The organism is Bordetella genomosp. 8 (assembly GCF_002119685.1).
GTDB lineage: Bacteria > Pseudomonadota > Gammaproteobacteria > Burkholderiales > Burkholderiaceae_B > Bordetella_C.
Window position 1 is genome coordinate 4491982 of sequence record NZ_CP021108.1, and the last position, 25184, is coordinate 4517165.

The following is a 25184-nucleotide window of genomic DNA, read 5'->3' on the forward strand; positions in this document are numbered from 1 at the left end:
CACGATGGTGGTACGGTGCTTACCTTACGCGTCCTAATCGTAGACAATGACTGTCTCGTATTGTTCATGATAGTCGAACTGCTTACGGAACTAGGCTTCGAGCCTTGTGGCGTTGACCGTGGCGTTGCGGCGATTGCAGCGCCCGAGTCTAGCGACGCTTTCGACCCCGTGGTGGCTGACGTCGATATGCGTGCGTCGCTCGTCTAGCTGTGTTCGAGGCGGCCCGGAACGGGATGCGAACATGCCCGTTATGTACGTGAGCCGGTATGTATCAAGAAGCTGTCTGCACTGGTGTCCTAAGCCCACCCGCGGGCATCAGAGGGCCGGAATGGCAGAGCTCATATGCGCCAAAGGCCAGCATTGGCACTCTTTCCGACTTAGACCCTATCCACGAGGAGGACTACGGTCCGAGACCGCTAAGAGAACCTAGACGCGAAGCGGTTGGCCAAACACGCCACTACGGAGCGTGCGGAGAAGCTCCCAGCGCACAGCGGCGAACCCCAGCAGTAAGCAAAAAAGCAAAAAAGCCCTCCAAGGAGGGCCTTTTCCGCACCATATACCCGAACTAGTCGGTCATCGGCACTTACAGGGGCGTAATCTTCGTGGCTTGCGGGCCTTTGGCGCCCTGCCCAGCGATGAAGCTTACACGCTGATTTTCTTCGAGCGATTTGTATCCGCCGCCCTGAATCTCGGAGAAGTGAGCGAACAGATCCTTGCCGCCGCTCTCAGGCATGATGAAGCCAAAACCCTTCTCAGCGTTGAACCACTTAACGATACCGGTTTCCATATAGAAATCCTTGATGAGATACGGACGCACGTCCGAAATAGAGACGATCAAGGAGTAAATGGACAATGATGGCGAACTACTTACTCGACACAACCGAACGATCACAACGCTTGAAAATCTATCATCACTATGGGGCCACCACAGCCTTGCGTCAAGCGTTATCTCGATGGGTCGATGAGATCTTATCGAGGAAAGGCTTAAGCACTGCGGCGATCTCCATTGAGCGATAAGGCTTGCGGAGCGTGCCACCAGGCGGCGCACCAGGAGGCGTATCTTGCCTTGAGGCGTAGACGATGCCGATCTCGAGCCTGTCACGCCGAACGGCTCGGGCTAGTTCGACACCTGACTTCCCGTCAAGGCCAATGTCAACCAGCATCACATCGGGTCCATCGCAGTCCAGCAATGCCAGCGCCTCATCCGCGGAAGCAGCGGTAGGAACGGAATGACCCAGCATCCCGACCATCTCAGCTGTAACGCTTCGCACAGTGTCGTCATCGTCGACCAGGAGCACCTCAGAGGCCGTACCGTGCCAGGCTTAGCCATAGAATCCAAAACCCTTTCAAGCTGCGCATGCACCTTCGAGCCACGTTGCCGATGATTCGCCAACTCAAGCGACGGAGCGCCAAACTGCCAGGCAACCTAAATTCAGCAAGGACATGCCCTCATGCAAGCGCTTACGCTCTTCGGGCGTGCGTCCAAATCGCCACTCCTTGTTCGGCGTCGATAGAACACAACCCATACCTACATACGTACGTTATGGCATGGTAGACAGGTCCCCATCCGCTCAGCGGGCAAGGAAGTGCCGTTCACGGCGACGATCTCCAATCCGGCGGACAAACGCCATTGGGCCCCCCCTTCCTTCGCTACCAGCCAGCGGCACTTCTTCTTGACGCACACCGCCAGTTCCTGAATGCTTCTAGCATTAAATCCGGGATTGCCGGCGTACGGGAGCTCCCATCATCTTCGTGAATCATTGCTGGCCGATGCAGGTACGTTCGCCGGCGGCGTGCATCGGGGCATCCAACATAGACGCAAGATAACAAAGGCCGGCTAGGTCAATGCCGGGAGCGCTCTCGGTTTAGCGGCTAAATTCATTTCAACGCCCCCGTCTTCACCTGCTGCGAATACAGACGAGCCACACGATATCTCCACCTTAGGCTTCGGCGTCCAAGATCTGGAACAGCCGTCGATTTACCAACCGTGAACCGTCCGCTCGTAGCGCGCTCAACCATTGGCAATACCACACAGGAATGCGAAATTGATGCCATCCGACTCGCCGCCCCCGGTTGCAAGACTCGGTGCCACAGAAGCCTCTCTTTTAAGAACGTTGACCGGCTTGGTCACAGCCGTCATCGTGATCGCCGGATTGCGTTTCGGAAGGGAACTTTTGATTCCTGTGACGCTCGCGATCTTACTGAGTTTCCTAATAGCGCCATTGGTCGGCCTGCTCAGCCGCGCCAGGTTGGGACGGCATGCGTCCGTACTTCTGTCGGCGCTGATTGGGCTGGGGCTTAGCGTCACTGTTGCCGGAATCATAGGCGCGCAGGTCGGCTCCCTAGCCTCGGAGCTACCGAAATACCAGGCAGCCTTGGAATCAAAGGTCGATCGGTTCCAGGCGGTTGTTATCGGCGGCGCCGACCGACTGATCTCCGGCGCGACCTCCGCGATAAAACGGATAGGAGGCGGCCACGGCTCGGCCGATGTTTCATCCAGCCGTGCTCGTCCGGCCGCGAACGCGGCTCCGAAAGCGACGCAGGCGGACCCTGCCGAGCTCTCGACGCTCAGCTTCGCCCAGCGCCTGGTCGCGCCGATCCTGGGTCCCTTAGAGACACTCGGCATTGCGCTGGTCGTGACTGTATTTATCCTGTTGCAGCGCGAGGACCTGCGAGATCGGCTCATACGGTTGTGCGGCACACGTGACCTGCACCGGACGACCACGGCGCTCGATGAAGCCGCACATCGCCTGAGCCGGTATTTCGTCGCACAGTTCGGGATCAACCTGGGGGCTGGCCTTGTCGTGGCCATCGGCTTATCGATCATCGGTGTTCCTGGCGCAATCCTCCTGGGCGTAATCACTAGCTGCCTCAGATTCGTACCGTATATCGGCGTCTGGATGGCGGCGATACTGGCGCTCGCGCTAGCCGCGACTGGTCCCGACTGGTCCATGCTGTTCTGGACGCTCGGCCTGTTTCTCGCGGTGGATCTGTTGGCGGGACAGGTCATGGAGCCCTGGCTGTATGGCCGCAGCACCGGACTGTCGCCCGTGGCGGTCATCATCGCCGCGATATTTTGGAGTGGGATGTGGGGCCCTGTGGGCCTAATACTGTCGACGCCGCTGACGCTATGCCTGGTCATCCTAGGTAGGCACGTCGAACAATTGCAGTTCTTGGATATCCTGTTCGGCGACAAGCCTCCACTCACCCCGGCGACCACTTTCTACCAACGGTTACTGGCCGACGACCCGGACAGTGCGATAGAACAGGCGGAAGAGCTGTTGAAATCCATGAGCTTGGCGCAGTATTACGATGGCGTCCTGGTGGAGGGACTGCGTCTCGCACGCAACGACGCGCTGCGCGGCGTTATACCACCGGAGCGCCTGACGCGTATGAAGGAAACCCTTGACGATATCCTAGACGGCTGCGTCGAACTCGCACAACCCATACCACCGGCCGGCGCCATCGCTGCACATGCGCGGCCAGATACCGGCGCTCAAGTACTGTGCATCGCGGGACGGGGGATTTTCGATGAGGCATTATCGACCGTGCTGGTGCAGCTGCTGCACAGGGGAGGCATTGCGGCCGGCACGGCGACCTATGCGCGGCACCCGGATACGCTGGCGGGAAATATTGAGATCGGTGCCATCAGCGAGATTTGCATCATCTCGATGGACGCCGAATCGCCACGAGCCTACTTGCGCGTGCTCGTTCATCGCCTGCATGAACGCGCCCCCCTCGCGACCTTGTCCATCGGCTTGGGGGCGACGGAAGCTGGAGACGAAAGAGGCCATTTTCCGCCGGCGATTGGTATCGCAACGCTCGGCGAGTATCTCCGACGTCTCGCGCGGGTTGAGGAGGGGTTGGAACCTAACGCTGCATCGCCAGCCCTTCTTCAACAGTCATAGGGTGACGACAACGCGATGCCGGCCGCCGTCCAGGCGGACCGTTGCAGGTCCCAGTTTCAGAGGTCGGACCTCGCCGTCCACGAGCATGGATGTAACGCCGTGCCCGAGTCCGGTCGAATTCTCCACTCGCAACTCAATCACCGTTCCGGCCACCTGCACGACCGCTTCGAAGCCCTCCCACGCCGCAGGAAAGCACGGCTCGATCTGCAAGGCCATCCCCCTCCGCGTCAGCCCCAGAATGCCCTCGACAGCTGCCCGATACATCCAGCCCGCCGACCCTGTGTACCATGTCCAGCCACCTCGTCCAGTATGGGGCGCCACCGAATACACGTCCGCTGCGACGACGTAAGGCTCCACTCTGTAGCGCCTCATGTCTGCCGGAGCTCGCGTGTGATTGATGGGGTTGAGCATCGAGAACAGCCCGGCGGCCTTGTCGCCTTCTCCTAGCTTTGCATAGGCGAGGACCGCCCACAGCGCTGCGTGCGTATACTGGCCACCATTCTCGCGCAAACCTGGCGGATAGCCCTTGATATATCCCGGGTCGTGGGAAGTTCGGTCGAATGGCGGGGAGAACAGCAGTGCGAGCCCATCGTCGTGGCGCACCAGATGCTGTTCCAGGCTGGCCATGGCGGTCCGAGCACGTTGCGGATCCGCGGCACCCGACAGAACCGACCAAGACTGGGCGATGGAATCAATGCGGCATTCATCACCCGCGGCAGAGCCCAGCCAAGTCCCGTCGTCAAACGTCGCGCGCCGGTACCACTCGCCGTCCCATGCGTGAGCTTCGATGGACTGCACCACCCGATCGGCATGTTTGCGCCATCGCTGGGCACGCACGGGATCGCGCGCCCGAGCTATCGGTTCGAATAAATCCACCGTACGGCGAAATAGCCAACCAAGCCACACGCTTTCACCACGGCCGGCTTGCCCAACCCTGCTCATGCCGTCGTTCCAGTCGCCCGTGCCCATCAAAGGCAATCCCCGCACGCCGGTAAGCGCCATGCATTGGTCGAGGCCGCGCGCGCAGTGCTCGAATAAATCGGCGCTTTCGTCCGATTGCGTCGGTTGGAAGAACGCGTCGTGGTCGCTCGGATCGAGCGCCGGTCCGCGAATGAAGCCGACAAGCTCATCCATGACGGCTTCGTCACCACTGTGCCTGACATAGTGCGCCGCCGCGTATGCCAGCCATACCCGGTCATCCGAGATGCGCGTGCGCACGCCCTTGCCGGATTCCGGCAGCCACCAATGCTGCACATCGCCTTCGACGAATTGTCGGGAAGCTGCTCGCAACAGTTGGCGCCGCCCCAACTCCGGCATCGCAAAAGCCAGTGCCATGCTGTCCTGCAACTGGTCGCGGAAGCCGAATGCCCCACTGGACTGGTAGAACGCCGAACGTGCCCACAGCCGACAGGAAATAGTCTGGTAGAGCAGCCATCCATTGAGCAGGACATCCATGGCGCGATCAGGCGTCTTAACCTTGATTGCGCCTAGGCGATCGGCCCAACCCGACTTAACCTCGTCCAGTACGGCCTCGAGCTTTCGTCGGCGATAACGCAACACAAGCTCGCGTGCGTTCTCGGGTGAGTCGCATTGACCGAGAAAGAACACGACCTCCACGGACGCGCCCGGCTCGATCACCAGGGTGCGCTGTAGAGCGGCACAAGGGTCCAACGCCGCACCGCAGCGTCCAGACAACGTTTCCCCATCCTGCAAGGCCCGCGGCGCGGCAAGGTCGCCATTGTCCCCCAGGAACTCGCGTCGGTCCGCGGTCAGCGCTTCCTGAGTCCCTGCCATGTCCGCGAAAGCGGTTCGTCCCCCGAAGTCCAGGCTCCATGGGTTGGACGCGAACACCGCCCCCGTGGCTTCGTCCCGTGTTGTGACCAGGAACGGAGCCGATGCGCTGCGCGCAGACCCCAACACCCATTCCACGTAAGCTGTAACCGACAGACGGCGCATGCGGGTGGAATGATTGACGAGCGTGAGGCGCGAAATCTTGATAGGATCCTGGGGTGCGACGAATTGAACCAGCGTGCTGGCGATTTCCGCATGCCGATATTCGAAGGCGCTATAGCCGAAGCCGTGGCGGGCCACATACGCTTCCTGTCCGCGCACAGGTAGCGCGGTAGGCGTCCACAACTCGCCGCTCATTTCGTCGCGCAGGTATAGCGCCTCGCCGCACGGATCCAGGACCGGATCGTTCGACCACGGCGTCAGCTGGTTTTCCTTGCTGTTCTCCGCCCAGGTATAGCCGCTGCCCTCCGCGGAAACCTGGAATCCGAATCGGGGATTCGCTATGACGTTGATCCACGGCGCGGGCGTGACGGCACAGCCTTGCAGCTCAACGACGTACTCGCGGCCATCCTGCTCGAAGCCTCCAGTCCCGTTGAAAAACTCGCGCTCTGAGTCCGTTGCGACGGGAGGCGACACTTCGGTGAACTGTTGGGCGGGAAGAGCCGCCGACGCGCGGGGCGACGATTCCACGATGCGTGCAAGCTGATCCGCAACGACCCCATGAGCCGCCCAAAGGACGATGTGGGCGACTGACTGGAAGAGTTCCCGGCCGGCCGGCGTCATGAGATCGGATCGCATCGTGAAGACCGCGCCTTTCGCGAGCTCCGCACCGAATCGCGGTCGCGCCTGGCTGCTGCGGACCGCCGTATCGATGGCATTCTGCAGGTCTTGCACATACGACGAAGCGCGCTCGTTCAAGATCACCAGGTCGACCGCGAGTCGCTTCATGCGCCAATACTCATGCGCCCGCAGCAACTGCCGGACGACCGCCATATCCTCTACGTCGTCGATACACAGAAGCACCATGGGCAAATCACCTGATATGCCATGAGCCCATAGTCCTGACTGGCTCCCTGCCCCACGCATGATCGAAGCGGAGGGCGGCCTGAAGCGTGAATCCGGAAAGATCAGCGCAGCAGCCAGCCGCTGGAAAAGCGCCGCCTCGTCCGAATGCATCTCCAGATGCCGCAATTGCACCTGGGCTTGGGTCCAGGCGAGGGTTTCGGCGCGTTCGAAGCCGCTGCGGTCATGGTGGGTGTCCACGAGGTCGAGGAGTGCAGTACGGCTATCCGCTGCAAGGGTCCAGAACGAGATGCGGGCAGACTGGCCCGGAGGCACCCGCACCCTGTGCCTGATGGAAAAGACGGGATCCAGTACGGTTCCGACAGTATTGGAAAGGGACTCGACGCTGGTATGAGGGGCAGGCCGCCAGTCGTGCGCGCCGCGGTCCAGGAAGCGGGCACGGTCGGTTTCGTACTGAACCGGCGCCAGGGACTCGCCTTCGATCACGGCGAAATGGGCCGCCCAGATTTCGGGCTCCTCGGGAGAGCGTCGCCTGCGCGTAGCGAGCAAAGCGCCATATTCAGGCAGAAACTCGGTTACCACGAACATCTTGGAGAATGCGGGATGGGCGCGATCAGCCACGGGTGCCGCGAGGACCAGCTCCGCGAAGGATGTCAGCTCGATACTGCGTGCGCGGCGGCCGCTGTTGACCAGCGAAACGCGGCGGACTTCGCCGTCGGTTTCACCTGATACCAGTATCTGCATCGTCGTCGTCAGCGACCCATCGCGCCGCGTGAAATCCGCTCGATCCTCGGAGAACTCGATGCGCCACTGCGTGCTCTTGTTGTCCTCGTGGTGCGGGACGGTCGACCACGTCGTTCCGAGCCGCAAATCACGCAAGAATATCCGTGACCCCATTGCGTCGCGCGTCGGATCGGCGTGCCAGCGGGTTATGGCATTATCGCGCCAACGGCTATATCCGCCCCCAGCAGTGGTGAGCATTACCGTGTAACGCCCATTGGACAGCAGGTGCGTATGTGGCGGTCCGGGAGGAAGCTGAAAGTATCGCCGGACATTGTTGCCCGAACGCTCGGCGCGCATTGCAGAGGTTCTCACTTCTTCTGCGCGAGGGTGCGACACCGTCAAATCGCGTGGCACACGTTCCTGCAGTAGCGAATCACAGGCCTGAATCATCGGTTCCTGGTGAAATCGGTCGCGCATGCGGCCATTGTGCACCGCGTTGGCAATGGCGACGATCGTCATGCCCTGGTGGTGGGCCATGAAGCTGCGCACAATGGCGACCTCCTCGTCCTCGCGCAAGCGCGTGGGGGTGAAGTCCAAGGCCTCGTGGAAGCCGAATCGACCCGAGGCGCCTAGTTGCGCAAGGCGTGCAAAATTGACACGCGCGCCTTCCGGATCGATCATTGTCGCCAGGCCCGTGGCGTAGGGTGCGATCACCACATTCTCTGAAAGCCCGCGCTTCAGGCCAAGCCCAGGCACGCCGAAATTGAAATACTGATAGGTGAATTCGATGTCGCGGGCGTTATAGGCGGATTCGGACACGCCCCACGGGATACCCAACTCTGCCGCGTATTGCTGCTGGCGTTTCACGATCAAGCGATTGGTCTGCTCCAGCACGCTTCCCACGGGCGCTCGCAAGACGAGCGAAGGCATGAGGTACTCGAACATCGAGCCGGACCAGGAAATAAGCGCAGAGCCATGGCCAACCGGCGTGAAAGTCCGCCCCAGCCGCAACCAGTGCTTGGAGGGCACATCTCCTTTCGCAATCGCGAAAAGGCTCGCCAACCGGGCTTCCGAGGCGAGCAAGTCATAACAACTCGCGTCCAGCCGGTTTTCCGCCACCGAATACCCGATCGAAAGCAGCTTGCGTTCCGGGTCAAGCAGGAAACCGAACTCCATGGCCACTGCCATCTCCCGCGCTTCCCTCGCGATCGCCAGCAACAGGGCGTCGGTTTCACCTCGATGACGCGATGCATCGACGTCCGCGCGATGCTCCTGAATTGCCGCGGCAAGCGCATCGGTCCAGAACGTCAGGTCAGCTGGCGAGCCGTCGGCTCCCCCCAGCTCCAGCGTGCGCGCGTAGCGACCAGCCTTGGTCGCAAGACGCAACAGCGCGGGCAGCAACGATCGGGTGTCCTGCCGGTCGGACAGCATCACATCCATTTCGTCTAGCGCTTGCGTCAATTGACGCAGCGGATCGTTACCTGCCATGGCCATTTCGGCAATGGTCTCCCGCGCCAAAGCGATCGTATCCTGCAAACCTTGGCGCATGGTTTGCCCGAACGGGCTTTCTCTCCACTCACGGCAGGCATTGCCCAGCGCGATGAGGTGTCCCGCCAGATTGCCACTGTCGACCGAAGATACGTAGGCTGGCGCAAGAACATGCAGTTCATCCGTGGCATACCAGTTCAGGAAGTGTCCGCGGTGGCGTTCGAGCTTGCGCATCGTGGCCAGGGTGCTCTGCAGCCGATCGATTGCCTTTCGCGTCCCGATCCAACCGAAATCGCGTGCCGCCACGATGGACAGCAGGTAGAGCCCCATGTTCGTCGGCGAAGTGCGGCGAGCTAGCACGGGTGTGGGCGTCTCCTGAAAGTTATCGCACGGCAACAGATGATCGTTGCGTGTGACGAAGGTTTCGAAAAATCGCCAGGTGCGCCGCGCCGTCCTTCGCAGCGACAATTCGGTCGACTCGGTGATACGCAGCTGGGACGGGAGCGCGCTCGCACAGCTGATCCACCAAGCGTAAAGAGGTGCGAAGGCCCACAGCAAGAGAAAAGGTGTGACCAGCGGCCATGCAAGCGGATGGATCCAGAGCACCGCGACGCAAGCGAAGATGCCCAGCAACACGCCGGGCCACATCATGCGATACATTCCGGCGACGCCGGATCGGGCGACGCTTGCCGATTGCGCCGCGGTGGTCCATTCGAGCAAATGCCGCCGGCTGACCGCCAGGCGCCAAAGCGTGCGGATAATGGCATCCGCCATTCGCCACGAAGTATCGGGCAGTAGCGTGAACGTCGCGAAGACCTGCTGGCCAGCCTGGGACAGGTCCTGAGCAAATATCGCGGTGCGGTGGCTGAACGCGACTCCCCTGCGACGCGCCGTGGCGAAGCTGAATGGGGATAACAATGCCGGGATTGCCTGGCAAAGCAAGACGAAAAGAGTACCAGTCCATGCCGCATGCAATGGCAAGAGCCACATCGCCGGCAGCGCCAGGAAACCTGCAGGCGCCAGCAGGGACCGTCGCAGATTGTCCGCCATCTTTCCCCGACCTGCGCTGGGCAAGGCACCACTGCGTTTGCGGCGGCCGAATATCCAGGGCAACAATTGCCAATCGCCGCGTGTCCATCGATGCGTGCGGCGGACGGCTACGTCGTAACGCGCCGGAAACTCCTCGATCACTTCCACATCGGATGCCAGTGCCGCCCGCGCGAATATGCCTTCGAAAAGATCGTGGCTCAGCATCGTGTTGTCGGGGACGCGGCCGGCGAGCACTTCTTCGAATGCATCGACGTCATAGATACCCTTGCCGGCGTACGAACCTTCCCCGAATAGATCCTGGTAGACGTCGGACACCGCCGCCGCGTATGGGTCCATGCCCGCAGGACTGGAAAACAGGCGTTGGTAAATGGAACCTTCCCGATGGCGCGGCAGCGATGGCGTCACCCTGGGTTGCAAAATGGCGTGCCCTTCGATGATTCGTCGGCGCTCGGCGTCGAAGCGTGGCCGATTCAACGGATGTGCCATCTTGCCTATCAGCATTTCCGCGACATCACGAGGCAGACGTGTGTCGGCATCGAGCGTAATGACGTAGCGTACGCCGGGCGATAAACGCTGCGACAACCCTTCGATCGGCGTATAGCTCGTGTCCGTGGCGCCGCGCAGCAGTCTGTTCAGCTCGTGCAATTTGCCTCGCTTGCGCTCCCATCCCATCCATACGCCTTCGGGCGGGTTGTAGAGCCGGCGGCGATTCAGGAGCAGGAATCTGCTGCCGGCGGGCGCCGCGCCATGCTTCGAATTCAGATGCGCAATGGCCGAAGCGCCGGCCTGCAGCATCGCCTCGTCACCCGCCATGATCTCGGATTCCGCATCCAGGCCATCTGTGAGCAACGCATACACCAGGTCGCCGCCGGCCCCGGACAGGAACAGGACTTCCAGCTGTTCCACCTGCTCAAGCAACGCGGCTTGGGTGGTGAGAAGTATGGGCACGGCCACCAAAGTCCGGCACTCACCGGGTACGTTGCGAGTCATATCGACCCCTGGCAGTACGGCGGCGCCCAGTTTCCAGGTGACTAAGCGATTCACCAGGGCAGTCGCGAGCTCGGTGGCGGGCAGGAACGCGAGGAGCAGGAACGGCATCGCGCCCATCGTTGTGATTCCCATAACCCAGGCCACCAATCCGGCAAGGGCGAATGAAAGGACAACGATCAGGCCCATGTACCCCAGCATTCCCGACCGCGTCGCCCAACGGTCCAGGCGAAGGCGCAGTGGCGGCCGATATGCGATGCGGACTTCCAAGGCCGTCCTACCCCTGCCGACCAAATAGAAGCCCGGATCGCCACGACGTTCGCGGTCGGAATCACAAGGCTCCGCAAGGGCCGCTGTTGCCATTGCCGAAGCGTTCCGAGCCACTTCGAGCTCACTCATGGACGAGCCACGAGCTAGCTGCTCGATTCCCTTGCGATACAGATCCCGCGTCGCGAAATCCATTTCCGCAAAAGGGCAAGCTTCCCGAAGGCATCTGTCTGTCAGGCTGACGCTTTCAAACCATTCCGCCCAGTCGATGTCGGAGATGAGCCGCATACTCGAAATCACGTTGCGCACGCTGACGTTGGCTGCACCCTGCCATTGCTGCGCCTGCCGCACCACATCTTCAATAGTGGAGCCTTGCGCGTCGAGATGTCCTTGCAGCCAGCTCAAGACTGGCGTTTCCTGCGGATCCAGGTCACGCAAGCGTTTGCTCAGTTGCGCAGCGAATATCTCGGGCAGAGCCGCCGGCATGTGCCTCAAGATATCGATAGTTGGAGCCGCGCTCGAGTCGCCGGCATCCCCCGGATGCAACATGGCATCGGCGATTTTGTCCGCCTCCTGCCGGGCCGCGCGGCCGGCACCAAATTCCTCCGCGAGGCGGCGCAGGTTTTCGACCAACACGATACGCAGAGTGATGGCGATGGCCCACAGCTCGCCGATGGTCAGCGCCTGGACTTCCTGGTATGCAGAAACGAAGCGCCGCAATATTTCCGGGTCGAAGTTGCTGTCCGTATGGGCCACGAACGCCCAGGCGACACCCAGCACTCGTGGATAGCCTTCAAACGGACCGTTGGCAAGCTTAGGAAGCTGCCGGTAATACCCTGGAGGCAAATCCTCGCGAATCTGCCGGATCTGCTCTTCCACTACGTGATAGTTATCAAGTAGCCAATCTGCCGCAGGTTCCACGCTGCGACCCTTCTCGAGTTCCTGTGCGCTCTCACGATAGGCTGACAGAAGAGCGGCGGCGTTGCTGTCCAGGCGTTTGCGCAGCGCCAATACCCGAGACGGCCGACTACTGACCTTCTGGGCTTCTGCCAAGCTGCGCCCATGTTGAGCAAGCCGTTCGGCGCCGAATAGCTCGCTTCTGACCGGCGCTCGGTCATCCCAGCGCGCCGAGTTCTTTATTTTTGCTTTGGTTTTGATTGCTCGCCCCCGGTAGAAGGGCGCGGGCCCGTTGCCGGAACAGGCGCCGGCTTGGGGGGTTGCTTCGGCTTTTTCGCTTCTCGATTGCCGCGGATCTGGCCTTTCGCCATGGTTGTCGCTCCTAATGTTGTCGATCGCAATTAAAAAGCCCTCGATCGAGGGCTTAGTTTTACAGATCGCGAATTCTGATCGGCTCGGAGGCTTTAGCGCCTCCGTCGATAATGAAATTCATGCACCGGCTCCTCGAGGATGTCGAAACGCCACGACTTCCTATTACCCCCCAGCCGTCAAACAGACCGTGGCAGCAGGACCTCAGCATTCCGCAACCGAAGCGCCGAGCGGAGTAGAACCACTTGAAGATGTACGCCTGCATGGTCATTCCTTGGGGTGGAGGGATGCTCCTTCGAGCGGGATTCCAAGGAAAGGACTATGAACGGTAGAGCGCTTGGGCGCAGGACGGAACAGAATCGCGGTACTTGAGTCTTGAAACCAATGTGACCGACATTGGCTAGCCTGTCAAGAACTGGGTTGGTAGCCGGAGTTTTTCTGGTTACCAAACAGCACAGCACACCGCGCGGGACGTCGAAGCTTATGCATACCCACCCCGATCTAAATTCGAGAAATTCGGCGTATGACCCCAACCCCGAATTAGTCCGGATCAGAAGCCTAAATTTCCGACTCATTGGAGACAGCGTTTTGGCCTTCGGCCAAGCGCTAACGCGCGTATTCGGCAGGTGCCTGCCACTTCAGCGCGGAGTGTGGACGATCCTCGTTATAGTACGTCCGCCAGGCATCGATTTTCTCCTTAGCGTCGGCAAATGACAGGGACCTATGGTTGTTCCGGCACTCCTGCTCCCAACGGATGTCCACAGGTCGACCGCCGTGAGCCAAGTGGTCGCCGAAGCCGGTCACGCACAAAGCCATAGGTTCTTAGGCTGCTCCACCTTCATCCATCTAGGCGATCTAGACGACGCGGTTCTGCGCAGGGACGCGCTCAGACGCATACACGCAGTGCACTGGCGTCGAAGCAGGACCGGCATTCGGTGCTGTTCTACCGCTGTGGCCCCGGTGAACACCAACGCTGCTTAATTGAGCGCGACACCAATGCCGAGCAGGTACGACATGGCCCTCACGAACGTTGCCGCCGAACCGATTGCAATTGCGAGAGGAATAGGATGCGAAAGAGGAAGTCTACGAACATGGGATCGCCTCCGATGAGCATCGAGCCAGTGTTTAGCCGCTAAATTCCCATCGACCGGAACTATTCATCGACCAGGTGCGGCCGCCTGCTGGTCACGAGCGACTTGAATGCCGCATGGATCGTGGGGGATAGCGTGCCTGGATACGCTTTCGTCTGGCGAATGAGAGACAGCACGCGCATCATGTCGTCCGCGATTTCGCGATCCACGCTCCACAGGTCCGCGAGATCGAAGCCACCGCAACTGGTCGCGTTCCACCAAGCGAGAAGCAAATCCGCGTCGCGTTTGCTTCGCTCCGTGTATTGGTTCGCAATCCTGATTAGCCGCCAGAGTGCGTCGACGCCTTCCCGGTGCAACGAGGGATCCGCTGGCTCGCTGCGGACCAGTGCGTCCCTGTTGCGCCTGCGTTTCTGCTCCGCTTTCGCGGTAGCCATCCGTCCGGCAAGCGTCCACTCGGCGCCAGAGTCGCTTGAGAACTGCTAGACAGGAGTGCGAGCGCCATGCCACGCTTCCGATTTGATGTTGATCGAACCACTAAATCCTTGCATGAGGCAAGAGAAAGCCTCAGGCGCGTGGTACACCAACGAAATCTGATGGAGCAGAAAGGATCCCCCCACTTTTATCACAGACAAGCTCATCCGGGAGCTCAAGGTGCGCGTGGAATCCAGTGGGAACCACAGCAGGCTGCTAAGTCGCCTACAGGGCGTCCTAGCAGGATGGTAGACCCCGCTCACAGTTGAAAAGGTGCGTTGGAAGGTTCTTTGCAAATCAGGCGCAGCGCCGCTGCGCTCATAGCTTCATGTGCTCTTCACTCGCCGGCCGGCACTTCGATTAGGTTCCACTGAAAAAGCCCTCTTACGAGGGCGCCTTTGGCGCAAGCGGCCGCCCACAGTGCGTCGGCAACAGCGCTCACAGCGGCGTTATCTTCGTCGCCTGAGGGCCCTTGGCGCCTTGACCAGCAATATAGCTAACGCGCTGGTTTTCCTCGAGGAATTTGTAGCCGCCGCCTAGAATCTCGGAGAAATGAGCGAACAACTCCTTACCACCGCCCTCGGGCATGATGAAGCCAAAGCTCTTTTCAGCGTGGAACCACTTAACGACCGATTCCATATAGAAATCCTTGATGAGATACGAATACACGTCCCGAACACAACAGCAGAACGCGGGTCCGCCGGACACTCGCTACAGCTCTTCGGCCGGTATTACATGCGGCTTAGCTCTGCGGGACTAGCGGCTCGCTTTTGCACTGCCGGACTTCGAAGATTGCTTCAGAAGGCGATGGTTCGTCACTTCAAGAACGTGCTTGGAAAGCTTCGGATCTTCCATGAGCCGCGACATCGTTATCGCCCCGATCAACGCCGAGAGCGTGAAGATTGCGTCATCCTGTGCATAGGCACGAGACTTGTCTTCACTCAAGTTCACGGCGATGTCAATGAGTTGCTGCAGGCCCTTATCAATTCCCTCTCGAACAGATGTGTCGGCACGAGCCAGCTCGCTACCCAGCTGGATCACCGGGCATCCCCCCAATACCCCATCCCGAAACTCCGATGTGAGATATCCCTGCAGATACTTCACAAAAGCCGTTGAACCCTTAGAGGCGGCTGACTGAGCTGCTTGGACAAACACATCCATGCTCGCTCCGGCTGCTTCGGCGACCAAGGCTTCCTTGGAAGTGAAGTGGCGGTAGAACGCTCCGTGCGTCAAACCGGCTTCGGCCATTATCTCGGCCACGCCTGTCGCATCGATTCCCTTCTGCTTGAATGCTTGAGCAGCGATTTCGACGATGCGTCTATGAGTTTCGGCCGTCTCAGCCTTCGACTTCTTCATTGATCGGTTCCTGTGAAACTAAACGAGCGGCATCGTCGGCGCCAAGTGCAACGATCCTCGTCCCCTATATTTTAGATGATGACTTTTATCAAAACAAGCCTCTACTATGCGCTCATCGTTCTGTGGCAGAGAATCTCGACTACTGGAGGCCAGCACTCAACTCTTTCTATGGCCGCTTGAGAGATACGCGATGATCGCTAGGACTTCGATCGCTGACGCAGTCAAGAACATCAGTTGATCTGAAAAAACTTCGCGTAGTAGGCCAAACGCCGCCGGGGCGATCGCATAGCCTCCCTGAGAAATAGCAACGATGAGGGCAACAGCGCGGACTGCGTCTTTGCTTGAAAATTCAAGGTTCCCGATCACGGGGGGAACCGAGATTGCATTTCCAACGCCTAGGCCAAAGAGCACAACACCGACTAGCGCGAGAGAAGAATGATTGCCGCGGGCGAGCACCAGCACAATGCATCCCACGGCCTGTACTGCCAGGCTTCCAGATGCGATGGCGCGCCAGTTCGATCTACCAGAGGCTTGGGAGCCAACCACGAGCCGCCCTACGACAGCAGCAACACCGGATGCTCCGGCCGCGAGCCCAGCGCCTTGCCTGCCAAGCGTAGGCGCTAGGACCGACACGAGATGTGCCACAAGACCAGTTTGAGCGAACAGCGCCAACGTCATCCCGACGCACAGCGTCAAGAAACCGCGGTCACGAGATAGTTTGAGCTGAGTGAATGCTGCGGTTTCGCCAATAGGCTCATCGATGAGACGATCAGCGTCGGGGGACCGAATGCTACTTGGATACTGATCAAGATGCTCGGGCGCCGGCTTCAGCACGAAGGCGACCAACGCGCCAAACGTACCGATCATTGCTAACCCTACTACCAGAGTTGCTGCGAGAAAGCCGATCTGATCGATCAAGGCGATCCAAAGCGGAGAGAAAATTACCCCGCCCACACTGCCACCATTGAATGCGATGCCAAGCGCCAAGGGGCGCTTCGCCGCAAACTTAGGAGAAACGATGGCATTCACCGCAACGGCGCCAAGCGCGGACCAGCCGGCGCCAGACAGCAACGCGGCGAAGTAGAGCTCCCATAGCGCGCTTGCCAACGCCCAGCCTAAAAGCCCAAGCGCCATGACGATGCCGCCGGCGATGGTGACGAGTGGCAGCCCGAAGCGGCGATATAAGAGCGGTAGATTCGGGATGAGGATGAGACCAACAAGGAAATGCAGTGTCACGGCGCCTGAAATCAGCGCAATCGGCCAACTCCGTGACTGATGAATAACTTCCAGATAGACGGGCGGGCCATAGAAGCCTGTCCCCCAACCGAAGACCGCGACAAAGAAGGCAACGGCGACGATGCGCCATTCATAGAAATCGAGCTTGGCGCTTGTAGTAGGCGCTACCTCCGTTTTCGGCGAATTGTTCAAGTCAGCATTGCGAATGGTCACGACGATTTCTCCGCTACGGCCACATACCGGACGGGGCCGCCGACGCGGCCCCCGGCGGAGGTATCAATACATCGTGTTGCTGTTCTTCGACGTGTCAGGGATCGGCTCGATGACGTCCCAATGCTCGACCAGCTTGCCGTCCGTCACTCGAAAGATGTCGACCCCGACGTCGCCGTTCGGGCTCACGAGGCCGGTCCAGTGAGCATGAACCGCGACAATGTCACCGTCTGCGATGACGCGCCGAATGTCTCCTTTGGCGTTCGGGAAGGATTTAAGAAAAGAATTGATGTAGGCCCGCAGGCCCTCAACGCCGTCTTCTGCGGCCGGAGTGTGCTGGATATAGGTCTCGCCGACATAGCGTGCGATGGCCCCATCGACATCACCGTCGAAGTGGGCCTCTTTATAAAACGCAATTACGATTTTCTTGTTCTGCTCGGAGATAGTCTCGGTAGTCATGATGATTTCCAACTAGGTTTCGCTATTGATGGTGATAGTTGATGGATGGTGAGTTTGAATGCAATCCAGCGCGGCAATCCGGCAGCGGTGGTCAACCCGCCGTGATATCAAGTCGTGTCAAGCATGCACGCCCCGCGACAGCAACCGCACTGCGCGGCACGGCTGATGATGTCTTGACGATTCTTCTGACAGTGCTCGTTTAGAGGCACTGAGTAGCCTATTCGACTTTGGGCGGAATCTGCGCGTCGAATTTGTTGTCCTGAACGATGTAGATTTCGCATGGTTCCTTGGACACGCATGCCGTCGTATGAGCCTGTTTGCCACGTTGATACCAGTAAGAGCCAGGTCCGAGCTTCTCTGGCTTCTGGCCGGGCTGGTAGTTTTCCAGGTCGCCCTTGATAACAACCGCGTAGTAGTCGTAGGTATGGGTGTGAACCGGACTCTCGAATCCTGGATCGAAGCGGAAGAAAGCACCATGGGCTCCTTTCGTTACATCGCCCCAGACATTGGCAACTTGAATGCCTGTCTTCGGGTTGACACCCCGCGCACCGGTATCGGTGAAGACGTAGTGGCTTGCGGGATTAGAAACCGACGTCCCGCCGTTTGCAGGCGGAAAGGACGCAGGGTCCTGCGCATACGCGGTTGCTACGGACACGAACGCCGCAACTGCAACAGCTGCCAGTGATGTGAACTTCATGATGTTTCTCCTGTTCTGTGCCTACTGAGGCCGTCATCGCAACGTCGTCAAGCCACGGTGCCAAGCATTTCGATGAACTTAGCGGCAAGCTCATGATCCGACATCGGATTCTGAGCTGTCACCAACTCTCGATCGACAACAACAAAAGAGGTGAAGTTCTGCTCAGTGTTGACAACATGGCCGCCAGCAGCTTCCAGCGCATCAGGCATGTTGAAGATGAGTTTCTTGTGGAAGACGTTCTCTTCGGCGAACGCTTCTTCGCTTCGCGAGAAGACCGTCATCTGGTAGCCCGCATATTGCCAGCCCTTGGCCAGCTCACGTGCCTTCAACTTGTCGCCGTCGATCAAAGCGGCGCGAAACTCGCGTGCATTGTCTAGCGATGCCAAAATACCCATCGGCCCGTGGCAGATTGCAGCAGTCGGCTTGTTGTGGGCATGGAAATAACGCAGCACTTCGCCGGCGTCAGGATCTTGCATCACATCGACGACGGGTGCGTGCCCACCTGGGAAAAAGGCACCTGCGAAGCGGTCAAGTCCTTCTTCAATGACTGAGCGAATGGTGCGCACATCATTCATCGACGCATTGTTGTTGAAGAAATCACGAGCACGGGTACGCGCATCGTCATCGTTGGCAAAATAGATCAAAGCGTCGGAATCTTGATCCATATGAGGTTTTTCGCCGGTGGGAGTGGCGAGGATGAAGTCGTATCCCGCAGCGACCAGCGCCATCAAGGGAACCGCGGTTTCGTTCAAAAATTGTCCGATCTTAATTGTGCCGCCGCCTTGCGCTTCGAGTTGCGTAGCGTTCGAACCGATGACAAGAATAGTGCGTTTGCTCATTAGGAGCTCCTGTTGTGAAAATCGGAAATCCTCTCGGAAATCCATTGCTAGAGATGAGATTCGAGACGGGTCCAACTCTGACGAGGTCTGTGCGCCATGGTGGCAGCAGCGACCGTTCTCATGAGGAAACCCGCCTGTGCCGAAGTGAGAAACATCACGCAGCGTTCGGTGTTTGAGCTGCTTCGGCCATCTGTTCGACGGTCCTCTTCGTATCCCAGACAGCATTCGCCATGAAACGCCAGTTGATCATCGCTGCATCCAGGCCAGAGCCTTCTTCGTTTGCAGCAGCGGCGACCGCGTCACGGACCATGACAGTCTGAAATCCGTCACGTATGAGGTTGCGCATGTGATCTTCGAGGCAGAGATTCGCAACAGGACCTGCCATGATCACTGTCTCGATCTTTCGCCGTCGCAGCATATAGGCGAGATCATTTGTCGGAGCGTAGGTGACGTGACGCGACACGACAGTCGTGTTCTCGTCTTCCATGTACTTTCGGAAGCGATCAGGGACGTCTGCACCGCCACCAGGCACGTCATGCATATGAAGCGGACTTTCGCGCGCCACTACGCCGCCATGCAGCGCAAGATCTTCCATAGGGCTCAGATGCGTCTTGCCCTTATGGTCATGAGGAAAGAAATAGTGCGGAGACATGAACACGGGGTAGCCATGCTCCTTGGCAGCCTCAAGTAACGCCTCCAGATTGGCGTTCACGTTGTTCTGCTTCATCAGGTCTTCGATCAGCACGTAATACTTCCCCCCTTCAGTGAGGAAGTCGTTCTGCAGATCGACCAAGACGAGCGCCGTGCGTTCTTTCTCGAGCCTAATTTCGGGCGGGCGATGGGTGAACAAAGTCATTTCGAGGGTCCTTAGCAAGAATTTGAAGTTCTGACCGTTTCCGTGTTTGGTCTATCGAGACACAACAGGATCTGGCGTGCTGTGAATTGAATGAACAGTCAATCTGTCCTAGTGGACGGTCACTACACGCGTCGACCGCCCAAGACGGCCTTGCACATAACGACATCTTCCGATTCGATCGCGATTCTTTAGCTGATGGCAATTCACTAAACGCAATGGTAATACTCATCATCTAAAACTGCAAAGCTTTTTTTGCGCACCAGGGGGATCCCTGTTGCCAGCGACCCCGCCCAGCAGCGGACCACTGCATCCTTCTGCGGATTGATCGCTGCAGGAATGGTGGCTGTGGATAAGAGACATGCTCTGCGGGCTCATCCGATTGACGCGGGGACTTCTTGGGCATGGCGCCGAACGATGCAACGGGCATCACAGACGGCCGCATTAGGCACAGGGCGCGCGCCTCGTGCGGTCTTGTTCGACGCAAAAAACTGCGGGTCACACTCGACCAGGTCGCACACCGCTGGATATCCTCCAGAAGCTGCCGCGAACGGATGCAGAGTGGTGTGGCAGCGATACGTCGAGGATGATGACGTCGCGACGCCGAGACTCATTCGGGAACGTTCGGGTAATACTGCGGCGCCTCTCGGCGATCGAACATGCCATAGTCACGAATGACGCGAACGCGTCGCAAGCGCCCCCCTCGAGGCAACTGGACGTTGCGTTCGAACGCTCGAGCCGCCTCTTCGTTTTTCCACACGGAGAGCAGGACGACGTCGCCGGGCGTAAGCACTGCGTCATACGTGTCCCAGGACGCAAGCCCGGCCGTGTTAGCTTTCAGACCGAACCACGCAGCCGACGCGTCCGAACCAACGGAATTGAGCGAATCAGGATCGCGGCTTGCACTGATCAGTACGATAGCGGTGCCCTCGCCCACTTCGGTCTCGTCCAGGCGCTGCTCCTTGACGCCGTGCTCGGTCGGTGGATGAGAGTCATGCGTGATCTGGCCGACGCGCAGGTGGTAATCCAGCAGGATTTCCGTACGGCCTTTTATCTGGACTACGTGATGACGGGCCCTGGTCCTCCAACGCACCAGCGCCTTTTCATCGCGCCAAGTCGACAGCGACAGGATCCAGCCATCGCGTGTGAGGCTCTTGTAGCGAACGTTGTCGATGAATCCGTCCACTGCTTCGAGCTCTGGTCTGAGCATCTTCGCGCTTGCCAAGTACTCGTCCCACCGGTCAGGCTTCGGGTTCACCTCAAACAACACCGAGAACATGATCGTCTCCTGCTCTATACAGCCGCTATACAGTCGACCTCAATATCGAATCCGCCGCTCCATGCTGGAACATTGATGAAGATCCGCGCTGGCGGATCTTTGGGGAAATAACGTCGATAGACGTCGTTCACTGCGGGGAACATGTCGACGGATGTCACATAGATATTGACTTTGAGGATATCGTCCAACGAGGAACCGGCTGCCTCGACGCACAGCTTCATCTGTTCCAACACAAGTTCTGTCTGGCGCTCGATTGGTCCCAGAAAGATCTGGCCCGTCTCCGGATCAAAGGGAGGTGCCCCCGTCACGTAGATGGTGTCGCCGTGACGGGTCACAGTCGACGTCGGCGCTTTGTAGTTGTCCAAGTACGTTGCCAAAGGTTCAACGCGAATGATCTGTCGTTTCATGGGTGACTTCCAGGATGAGGCAAGGCAGATCGATCGATGACGATGCTGCCTCGGATAACGTCCATCCATGAATTGTCTATCATCTGATAGACGAATGTCCATATCTTCGATTACGATTCCGCCAACCCTCTATCTTTGGGTAGACTCCCAGCGCCGGTGGCGATGTGGGCAGCGAAATCAGGTGGCGAGCCGCCATACCAATCGAGTGCCGCCCGGCGCTTTCTGGGGCGCCGGCGGCAAGGCGCGCGAGCTGATAGAGCGCAAGGTGTTTCGTCAATTTCATCGGAGATCAAAATGAGGATGCAAGACAAGGTTGCTGTCATTACTGGCGGCACATCAGGCATCGGACTGGAGACGGCAAGATTGTTCCAGGCTCACGGGGCACAGCTTGTAATCCTAAGCTCGAGCGAGGACCACCTCGATGCGGCCAGCAAAGAGCTTGGGAATGCAGCTTTAGCCGTTCAAGCAGACATCAGAAGAGTTTCTGATATTGAACGTGCGGCGAAAGAGATCGAGCAGAAATTCGGCCGGGTCGATATCTTGTTTGCAAACGCCGGCGCCAGCACGGTAGCTCCTCTTGAAGCCATCACCGAAGAGTATGTGAACAACAACCTGGCACTCAACTTCAGCGGCACACTGTTCACGATTCAGAAGTTCGCACCGTTGATGCCACAAGGCAGCAGCATTGTCGTTACCACGTCGTTCCTAAACGTGATAGGCATGCCAGGGCTCTCTGTACTGGCCGCCACGAAGGCAGCGGCGCGTTCACTAGTCCGGACCTTAGGTGCGGAACTTGCCCCACGCGGCATCCGCGTTAACGCTGTGAGCCCAGGAGCAGTCTCCACGCCGTTCTATGGCAAGATGGGATTGACGGAGGAACAGCTATCCGGCGTCGCAGCAGCATTGCAGGAGAAAATCCCGTTTAAACGATTCGGAGAAGCCTCAGAGCTTGCCGCGGCAGTGCTCTTCTTCGCGAGCAACGACTCTTCTTACATCACGGGCACCGAATTGGTCGTCGATGGCGGATTGACTCAGCTCTAGGGGAGTCGCAAGATCCTAGGGGTGAGCACTCCAGTACTTTCCCCTAGGACATCTTGCCAGATCGCGAGGCCTCGCTAGAATGCAGCATCTAGATAGCAGCAGGGCTCCATGAGTTCCCAAGCCATCTGCGCTCCACGTAGCGCACCATGGGTACTGGTGGCCACCATCCTTGCTTCGAGTATGGCATTCATCGATAGCACGGTCGTGAATGTGGCATTGCCAGCGTTGCAGCAGTCACTAGGCGCTAGTTTCACCGATCTGCAATGGGTCGTTCAATCCTACGCGCTCATGTTGGCCTCCTTGCTCCTGGTAGGCGGTGCGGCCGGCGACCGCTTCGGACGCAGGCGGATATTCTTGGTCGGCGTCGGTCTTTTCGCACTATCTTCTCTATGGTGCGCATATGCTCAAGGCGTTCCCGAGCTCGTTGTTGCACGGGCTCTGCAAGGTGCCGGTGGAGCACTGCTTGTGCCTGGAAGTCTTTCCATCATCAACGCGTCATTCGATGACGCTTGTCGCGGCCGTGCCATTGGTGTCTGGTCCGGCTCTACATCGATCATGGCAGCGCTCGGACCAGTCCTGGGAGGCTGGCTTGTCCAGTACTTCTCATGGCGAGCTGCATTTCTCATCAATATTCCGCTGGCAGTCGCCGTGATCTACCTATCTGTGCGACATGTGCCGGAAAGTAGAGGTGATGCCTTGCACGGGCGACTAGACTGGGTTGGCTCAGTCTTCGCCACGCTGGGCTTGTTTTGCTTGATATTTGGTCTCACGGAAGCTTCCGCAATGCGCTGGAACAATCTGAACGTTCTCATCGCGCTCGGCCTGGCGGGAGCGTTTCTCGCCGTCTTCCTGACCATAGAGTGGCGCCACCCTGCCCCAATAATGCCGCTATCTCTGTTCAGCTCGATTACGTTTATCGGAACGAATATCGTGACGTTGTTTTTATATGCAGCCTTGGGCGGAGCGCTATTCTTTCTTCCTCTCTATCTTATTCAGGTAGAGGGGTATACAACTACAGCAGCGGGTGCTGCCCTTCTACCCTTCATCTTTCTCATGTTCGTAGTTTCTCCCTGGTCAGGCGGGCTGTACCGCCGGCGCGGCGCTCGCCTGCCATTGGCGTCAGGGACGCTTATCGCTGCGTTTGGGTTCGCTATGCTCGGCATGTCGATGGCGTCCGGTAGCTATTGGACGCGGGTCTTCCCGGCCGTGGTCCTGTTAGGGCTTGGGATGTCCATAGCGGTAGCTCCACTTACGACTGCCGTCATGAGCTCAGTCCCTTCAACGCGCTCTGGTGTGGCATCTGCGATCAACAATGCAGCTTCACGCGTCGGAACATCGCTGGCAATCGCTGTATTCGGTATTGTCATGTCGCACTTGTTCAATTCAATGCTCGAGACGCAAATCGCCCAATTGCATCTCTCGCCCGGAGTCGCAACAAGCATCCTCCAGCAACGATCCCAGCTTGCCGCGATCGTGTTGCCAAAGGGCATGTCAACTGCAGATGCCACAGCTGTACGCGTGGCAATCAATGAAGCATTCATGGTCGGCTATCGGTCGGTAATGACCTTATCCGCTCTGCTTGCTCTATTAGCTTCGATAAGCGCCATCACGTTGATCCAGAAGAGGGCTGCGGACGGATAGGCGATTCGCGATTTGCGCCTCCGATGCCGCCTACGCCGCTTATCTAGCGCATATCGGGATGCCGGCCCGCGCGTCCTTCTCAACACATAGGTTCCTGTTATGCTTCCTTGATACATGCATGTCTAACCTGCACGAAATGCGGAAGGCCCTATCTCGGATTGGATTTTGGAGTGACCGTGAGTGAAATGCCATACACAATAATGGACGCTGCTGAGCGGCGAATGAGAATTGGCGGCTTCAATGGGTTCAGTTTTCGCGACATCGCCGCTGATGTGGGCGTCAAGAGTTCCACGGTCCACTACCATTTTCGAACTAAGGAAGATTTGGCTGCAGCAGTTATTCGCCGATACACCGACAACGCTAGCAGCTCGATCGATGCAGAATTAGCACTGAATCTGAATCCTATAGAAGCATGGGTTCAGCGGTTCCGGCGCACTTTGCACTCGACTGAGCATATGTGCCCTTGTGCGGTGCTGGGTACTGAGACTCGGTCCCTATCCCCAGAGGTGGCAGTTGAGGTACGTCGTTTTTTTAAAATGTGCCATGAAAAGATGGTGGCCGGAGGGCTCAAACCGATAACCGCAGATAAATTGTTGGCGACAATCACTGGCGCACTGGTTGTGGCGGCTGCGACCTATGATTTGGACTCCTACGACCGGGCTACAGCAGATCTCGGCGCACGGTTAGATACTAGCAGTGCCGATGCTTCGCCCTCGCTGACCCGCCGAGCTCGACCAAAAAAAAAGGCCCCTTCAGAATCGTGATTCGCGCTTGATCCTGCAGAGGCACTGAGTCGCTGGTCAATCCCCCGACTCTGCTTGTTCACACGCATCTGGCTTGACAATTCGTTTAATGGAAGCAGGAAATTTTTTCAGCATCTCATCTGACCGCGTGGGACGACGCTTCAGATCGCCCGAGCAATTTGGGCAATATCCGTGCAGCTTAGTAACGGAACAGTGCTGACAGAATGTGCATTCGAAGCTGCATATCAAGGCATCAAGCGCACTCGGCGGCAAATCCTTCCCGCAGCATTCACAGTTGGGCCTAAGGTCTAACATTCTTTCCTCGCTGAAATGGAGAGCCGCGATCGGTCCATCGCAT

Annotated in this window: 18 protein-coding genes and 1 pseudogene; 4 read left to right on the top strand and 15 right to left on the bottom strand. The window is 58.5% G+C overall.

Translation table 11 applies throughout. The features are described 5' to 3' along the window. Positions 1-583: 583 nt before the first annotated feature. Both CAL12_RS20405 and CAL12_RS28770 read right to left on the bottom strand, forming a co-directional pair. Positions 584-787, bottom strand: a complete 204-nt coding sequence (locus CAL12_RS20405) for a cold-shock protein (protein WP_066672932.1) — start codon at positions 785-787, stop codon at positions 584-586. A gap of 151 nt (positions 788-938) precedes the next feature. Continuing rightward, on the bottom strand, positions 939-1298 hold the full coding sequence (locus CAL12_RS28770; protein ID WP_086066288.1) for a response regulator: 360 nt from the start codon (positions 1296-1298) through the stop codon (positions 939-941). A gap of 750 nt (positions 1299-2048) precedes the next feature. Here CAL12_RS28770 and CAL12_RS20415 point away from each other — a divergent pair. Then, the gene (locus CAL12_RS20415; protein ID WP_086066289.1) at positions 2049-3908 is read left to right on the top strand and encodes an AI-2E family transporter; all 1860 of its coding nucleotides are present in this window, start codon (positions 2049-2051) and stop codon (positions 3906-3908) included. On the opposite strand, the gene CAL12_RS20420 is transcribed toward CAL12_RS20415, so the two are convergent. The 12 genes and pseudogenes from CAL12_RS20420 to CAL12_RS20480 form a co-directional block, all read right to left on the bottom strand. Beyond that, the gene (locus tag CAL12_RS20420; protein WP_086066290.1) at positions 3903-12395 is read right to left on the bottom strand and encodes a GH36-type glycosyl hydrolase domain-containing protein; all 8493 of its coding nucleotides are present in this window, start codon (positions 12393-12395) and stop codon (positions 3903-3905) included. The genes CAL12_RS20415 and CAL12_RS20420 overlap by 6 nt on opposite strands. A gap of 714 nt (positions 12396-13109) precedes the next feature. After that, positions 13110-13256 (bottom strand): annotated as a pseudogene (locus CAL12_RS28540) (integrase core domain-containing protein); the annotation flags it as partial. 400 nt (positions 13257-13656) lie between these two features. Beyond that, positions 13657-14028, bottom strand: coding sequence for a DUF7673 family protein (locus CAL12_RS20435; protein ID WP_086066292.1), 372 nt, complete (start codon positions 14026-14028; stop codon positions 13657-13659). 475 nt (positions 14029-14503) lie between these two features. Next, on the bottom strand, positions 14504-14704 hold the full coding sequence (locus CAL12_RS20440; RefSeq protein WP_086066293.1) for a cold-shock protein: 201 nt from the start codon (positions 14702-14704) through the stop codon (positions 14504-14506). A 117-nt stretch (positions 14705-14821) separates the two neighbouring features. Then, positions 14822-15421 carry a TetR/AcrR family transcriptional regulator gene (locus CAL12_RS20445; RefSeq protein WP_086066294.1) on the bottom strand — a complete coding sequence of 200 codons (600 nt, stop codon included), beginning with the start codon at positions 15419-15421 and terminating at the stop codon, positions 14822-14824. A gap of 156 nt (positions 15422-15577) precedes the next feature. Continuing rightward, on the bottom strand, positions 15578-16870 hold the full coding sequence (locus CAL12_RS20450; protein WP_232464577.1) for an MFS transporter: 1293 nt from the start codon (positions 16868-16870) through the stop codon (positions 15578-15580). A gap of 63 nt (positions 16871-16933) precedes the next feature. Then, positions 16934-17326 carry a nuclear transport factor 2 family protein gene (locus tag CAL12_RS20455; RefSeq protein ID WP_086066295.1) on the bottom strand — a complete coding sequence of 131 codons (393 nt, stop codon included), beginning with the start codon at positions 17324-17326 and terminating at the stop codon, positions 16934-16936. Positions 17327-17543: 217 nt separating this feature from the next. Continuing rightward, on the bottom strand, positions 17544-18023 hold the full coding sequence (locus tag CAL12_RS20460; protein ID WP_086066296.1) for a DUF4437 domain-containing protein: 480 nt from the start codon (positions 18021-18023) through the stop codon (positions 17544-17546). 47 nt (positions 18024-18070) lie between these two features. Beyond that, positions 18071-18862 (bottom strand): type 1 glutamine amidotransferase domain-containing protein, encoded by a 792-nt coding sequence (locus tag CAL12_RS20465; RefSeq protein WP_086066297.1) that lies wholly within the window; start codon positions 18860-18862, stop codon positions 18071-18073. A 154-nt stretch (positions 18863-19016) separates the two neighbouring features. Then, entirely contained in the window at positions 19017-19718 is a 702-nt protein-coding gene (locus CAL12_RS20470; protein WP_157793050.1) for an isochorismatase family cysteine hydrolase, read from the bottom strand. A 607-nt stretch (positions 19719-20325) separates the two neighbouring features. Then, positions 20326-20994 carry an antibiotic biosynthesis monooxygenase family protein gene (locus CAL12_RS20475; RefSeq protein ID WP_086066299.1) on the bottom strand — a complete coding sequence of 223 codons (669 nt, stop codon included), beginning with the start codon at positions 20992-20994 and terminating at the stop codon, positions 20326-20328. A 14-nt stretch (positions 20995-21008) separates the two neighbouring features. Beyond that, the gene (locus CAL12_RS20480; protein WP_086066300.1) at positions 21009-21401 is read right to left on the bottom strand and encodes a RidA family protein; all 393 of its coding nucleotides are present in this window, start codon (positions 21399-21401) and stop codon (positions 21009-21011) included. 294 nt (positions 21402-21695) lie between these two features. On the opposite strand from CAL12_RS20480, the gene CAL12_RS20485 reads away from it, so the two are divergent. The 3 genes from CAL12_RS20485 (at position 21696) to CAL12_RS20495 (ending at position 24847) form a co-directional block, all read left to right on the top strand. Further along, complete coding sequence (locus CAL12_RS20485; protein WP_086066301.1) at positions 21696-22442, top strand: SDR family oxidoreductase; 747 nt, start codon at positions 21696-21698, stop codon at positions 22440-22442. 108 nt (positions 22443-22550) lie between these two features. Further along, complete coding sequence (locus CAL12_RS20490; protein ID WP_086066302.1) at positions 22551-24083, top strand: MFS transporter; 1533 nt, start codon at positions 22551-22553, stop codon at positions 24081-24083. Between the two features lie 185 nt (positions 24084-24268). Then, positions 24269-24847 carry a TetR/AcrR family transcriptional regulator gene (locus CAL12_RS20495; protein WP_232464949.1) on the top strand — a complete coding sequence of 193 codons (579 nt, stop codon included), beginning with the start codon at positions 24269-24271 and terminating at the stop codon, positions 24845-24847. Positions 24848-24883: 36 nt separating this feature from the next. Here CAL12_RS20495 and CAL12_RS20500 read toward each other — a convergent pair whose 3' ends face one another. Further along, positions 24884-25141 (bottom strand): DUF1272 domain-containing protein, encoded by a 258-nt coding sequence (locus CAL12_RS20500; RefSeq protein WP_086066304.1) that lies wholly within the window; start codon positions 25139-25141, stop codon positions 24884-24886. Between the last annotated feature and the right edge of the window lie 43 nt (positions 25142-25184).

What these genes read in the sequence shown, in the direction of transcription:
- CAL12_RS20405 (WP_066672932.1), bottom strand. Translation starts at nt 787, where the DNA reads ATGGAAACCGGTATCGTTAAGTGGTTCAACGCTGAGAAGGGTTTTGGC.
- CAL12_RS20415 (WP_086066289.1), top strand. Translation starts at nt 2,049, where the DNA reads ATGCCATCCGACTCGCCGCCCCCGGTTGCAAGACTCGGTGCCACAGAA.
- CAL12_RS20435 (WP_086066292.1), bottom strand. Translation starts at nt 14,028, where the DNA reads ATGGCTACCGCGAAAGCGGAGCAGAAACGCAGGCGCAACAGGGACGCA.
- CAL12_RS20440 (WP_086066293.1), bottom strand. Translation starts at nt 14,704, where the DNA reads ATGGAATCGGTCGTTAAGTGGTTCCACGCTGAAAAGAGCTTTGGCTTC.
- CAL12_RS20445 (WP_086066294.1), bottom strand. Translation starts at nt 15,421, where the DNA reads ATGAAGAAGTCGAAGGCTGAGACGGCCGAAACTCATAGACGCATCGTC.
- CAL12_RS20455 (WP_086066295.1), bottom strand. Translation starts at nt 17,326, where the DNA reads ATGACTACCGAGACTATCTCCGAGCAGAACAAGAAAATCGTAATTGCG.
- CAL12_RS20460 (WP_086066296.1), bottom strand. Translation starts at nt 18,023, where the DNA reads ATGAAGTTCACATCACTGGCAGCTGTTGCAGTTGCGGCGTTCGTGTCC.
- CAL12_RS20465 (WP_086066297.1), bottom strand. Translation starts at nt 18,862, where the DNA reads ATGAGCAAACGCACTATTCTTGTCATCGGTTCGAACGCTACGCAACTC.
- CAL12_RS20470 (WP_157793050.1), bottom strand. Translation starts at nt 19,718, where the DNA reads ATGACTTTGTTCACCCATCGCCCGCCCGAAATTAGGCTCGAGAAAGAA.
- CAL12_RS20475 (WP_086066299.1), bottom strand. Translation starts at nt 20,994, where the DNA reads ATGTTCTCGGTGTTGTTTGAGGTGAACCCGAAGCCTGACCGGTGGGAC.
- CAL12_RS20480 (WP_086066300.1), bottom strand. Translation starts at nt 21,401, where the DNA reads ATGAAACGACAGATCATTCGCGTTGAACCTTTGGCAACGTACTTGGAC.
- CAL12_RS20485 (WP_086066301.1), top strand. Translation starts at nt 21,696, where the DNA reads ATGAGGATGCAAGACAAGGTTGCTGTCATTACTGGCGGCACATCAGGC.
- CAL12_RS20490 (WP_086066302.1), top strand. Translation starts at nt 22,551, where the DNA reads ATGAGTTCCCAAGCCATCTGCGCTCCACGTAGCGCACCATGGGTACTG.
- CAL12_RS20495 (WP_232464949.1), top strand. Translation starts at nt 24,269, where the DNA reads ATGCCATACACAATAATGGACGCTGCTGAGCGGCGAATGAGAATTGGC.
- CAL12_RS20500 (WP_086066304.1), bottom strand. Translation starts at nt 25,141, where the DNA reads ATGTTAGACCTTAGGCCCAACTGTGAATGCTGCGGGAAGGATTTGCCG.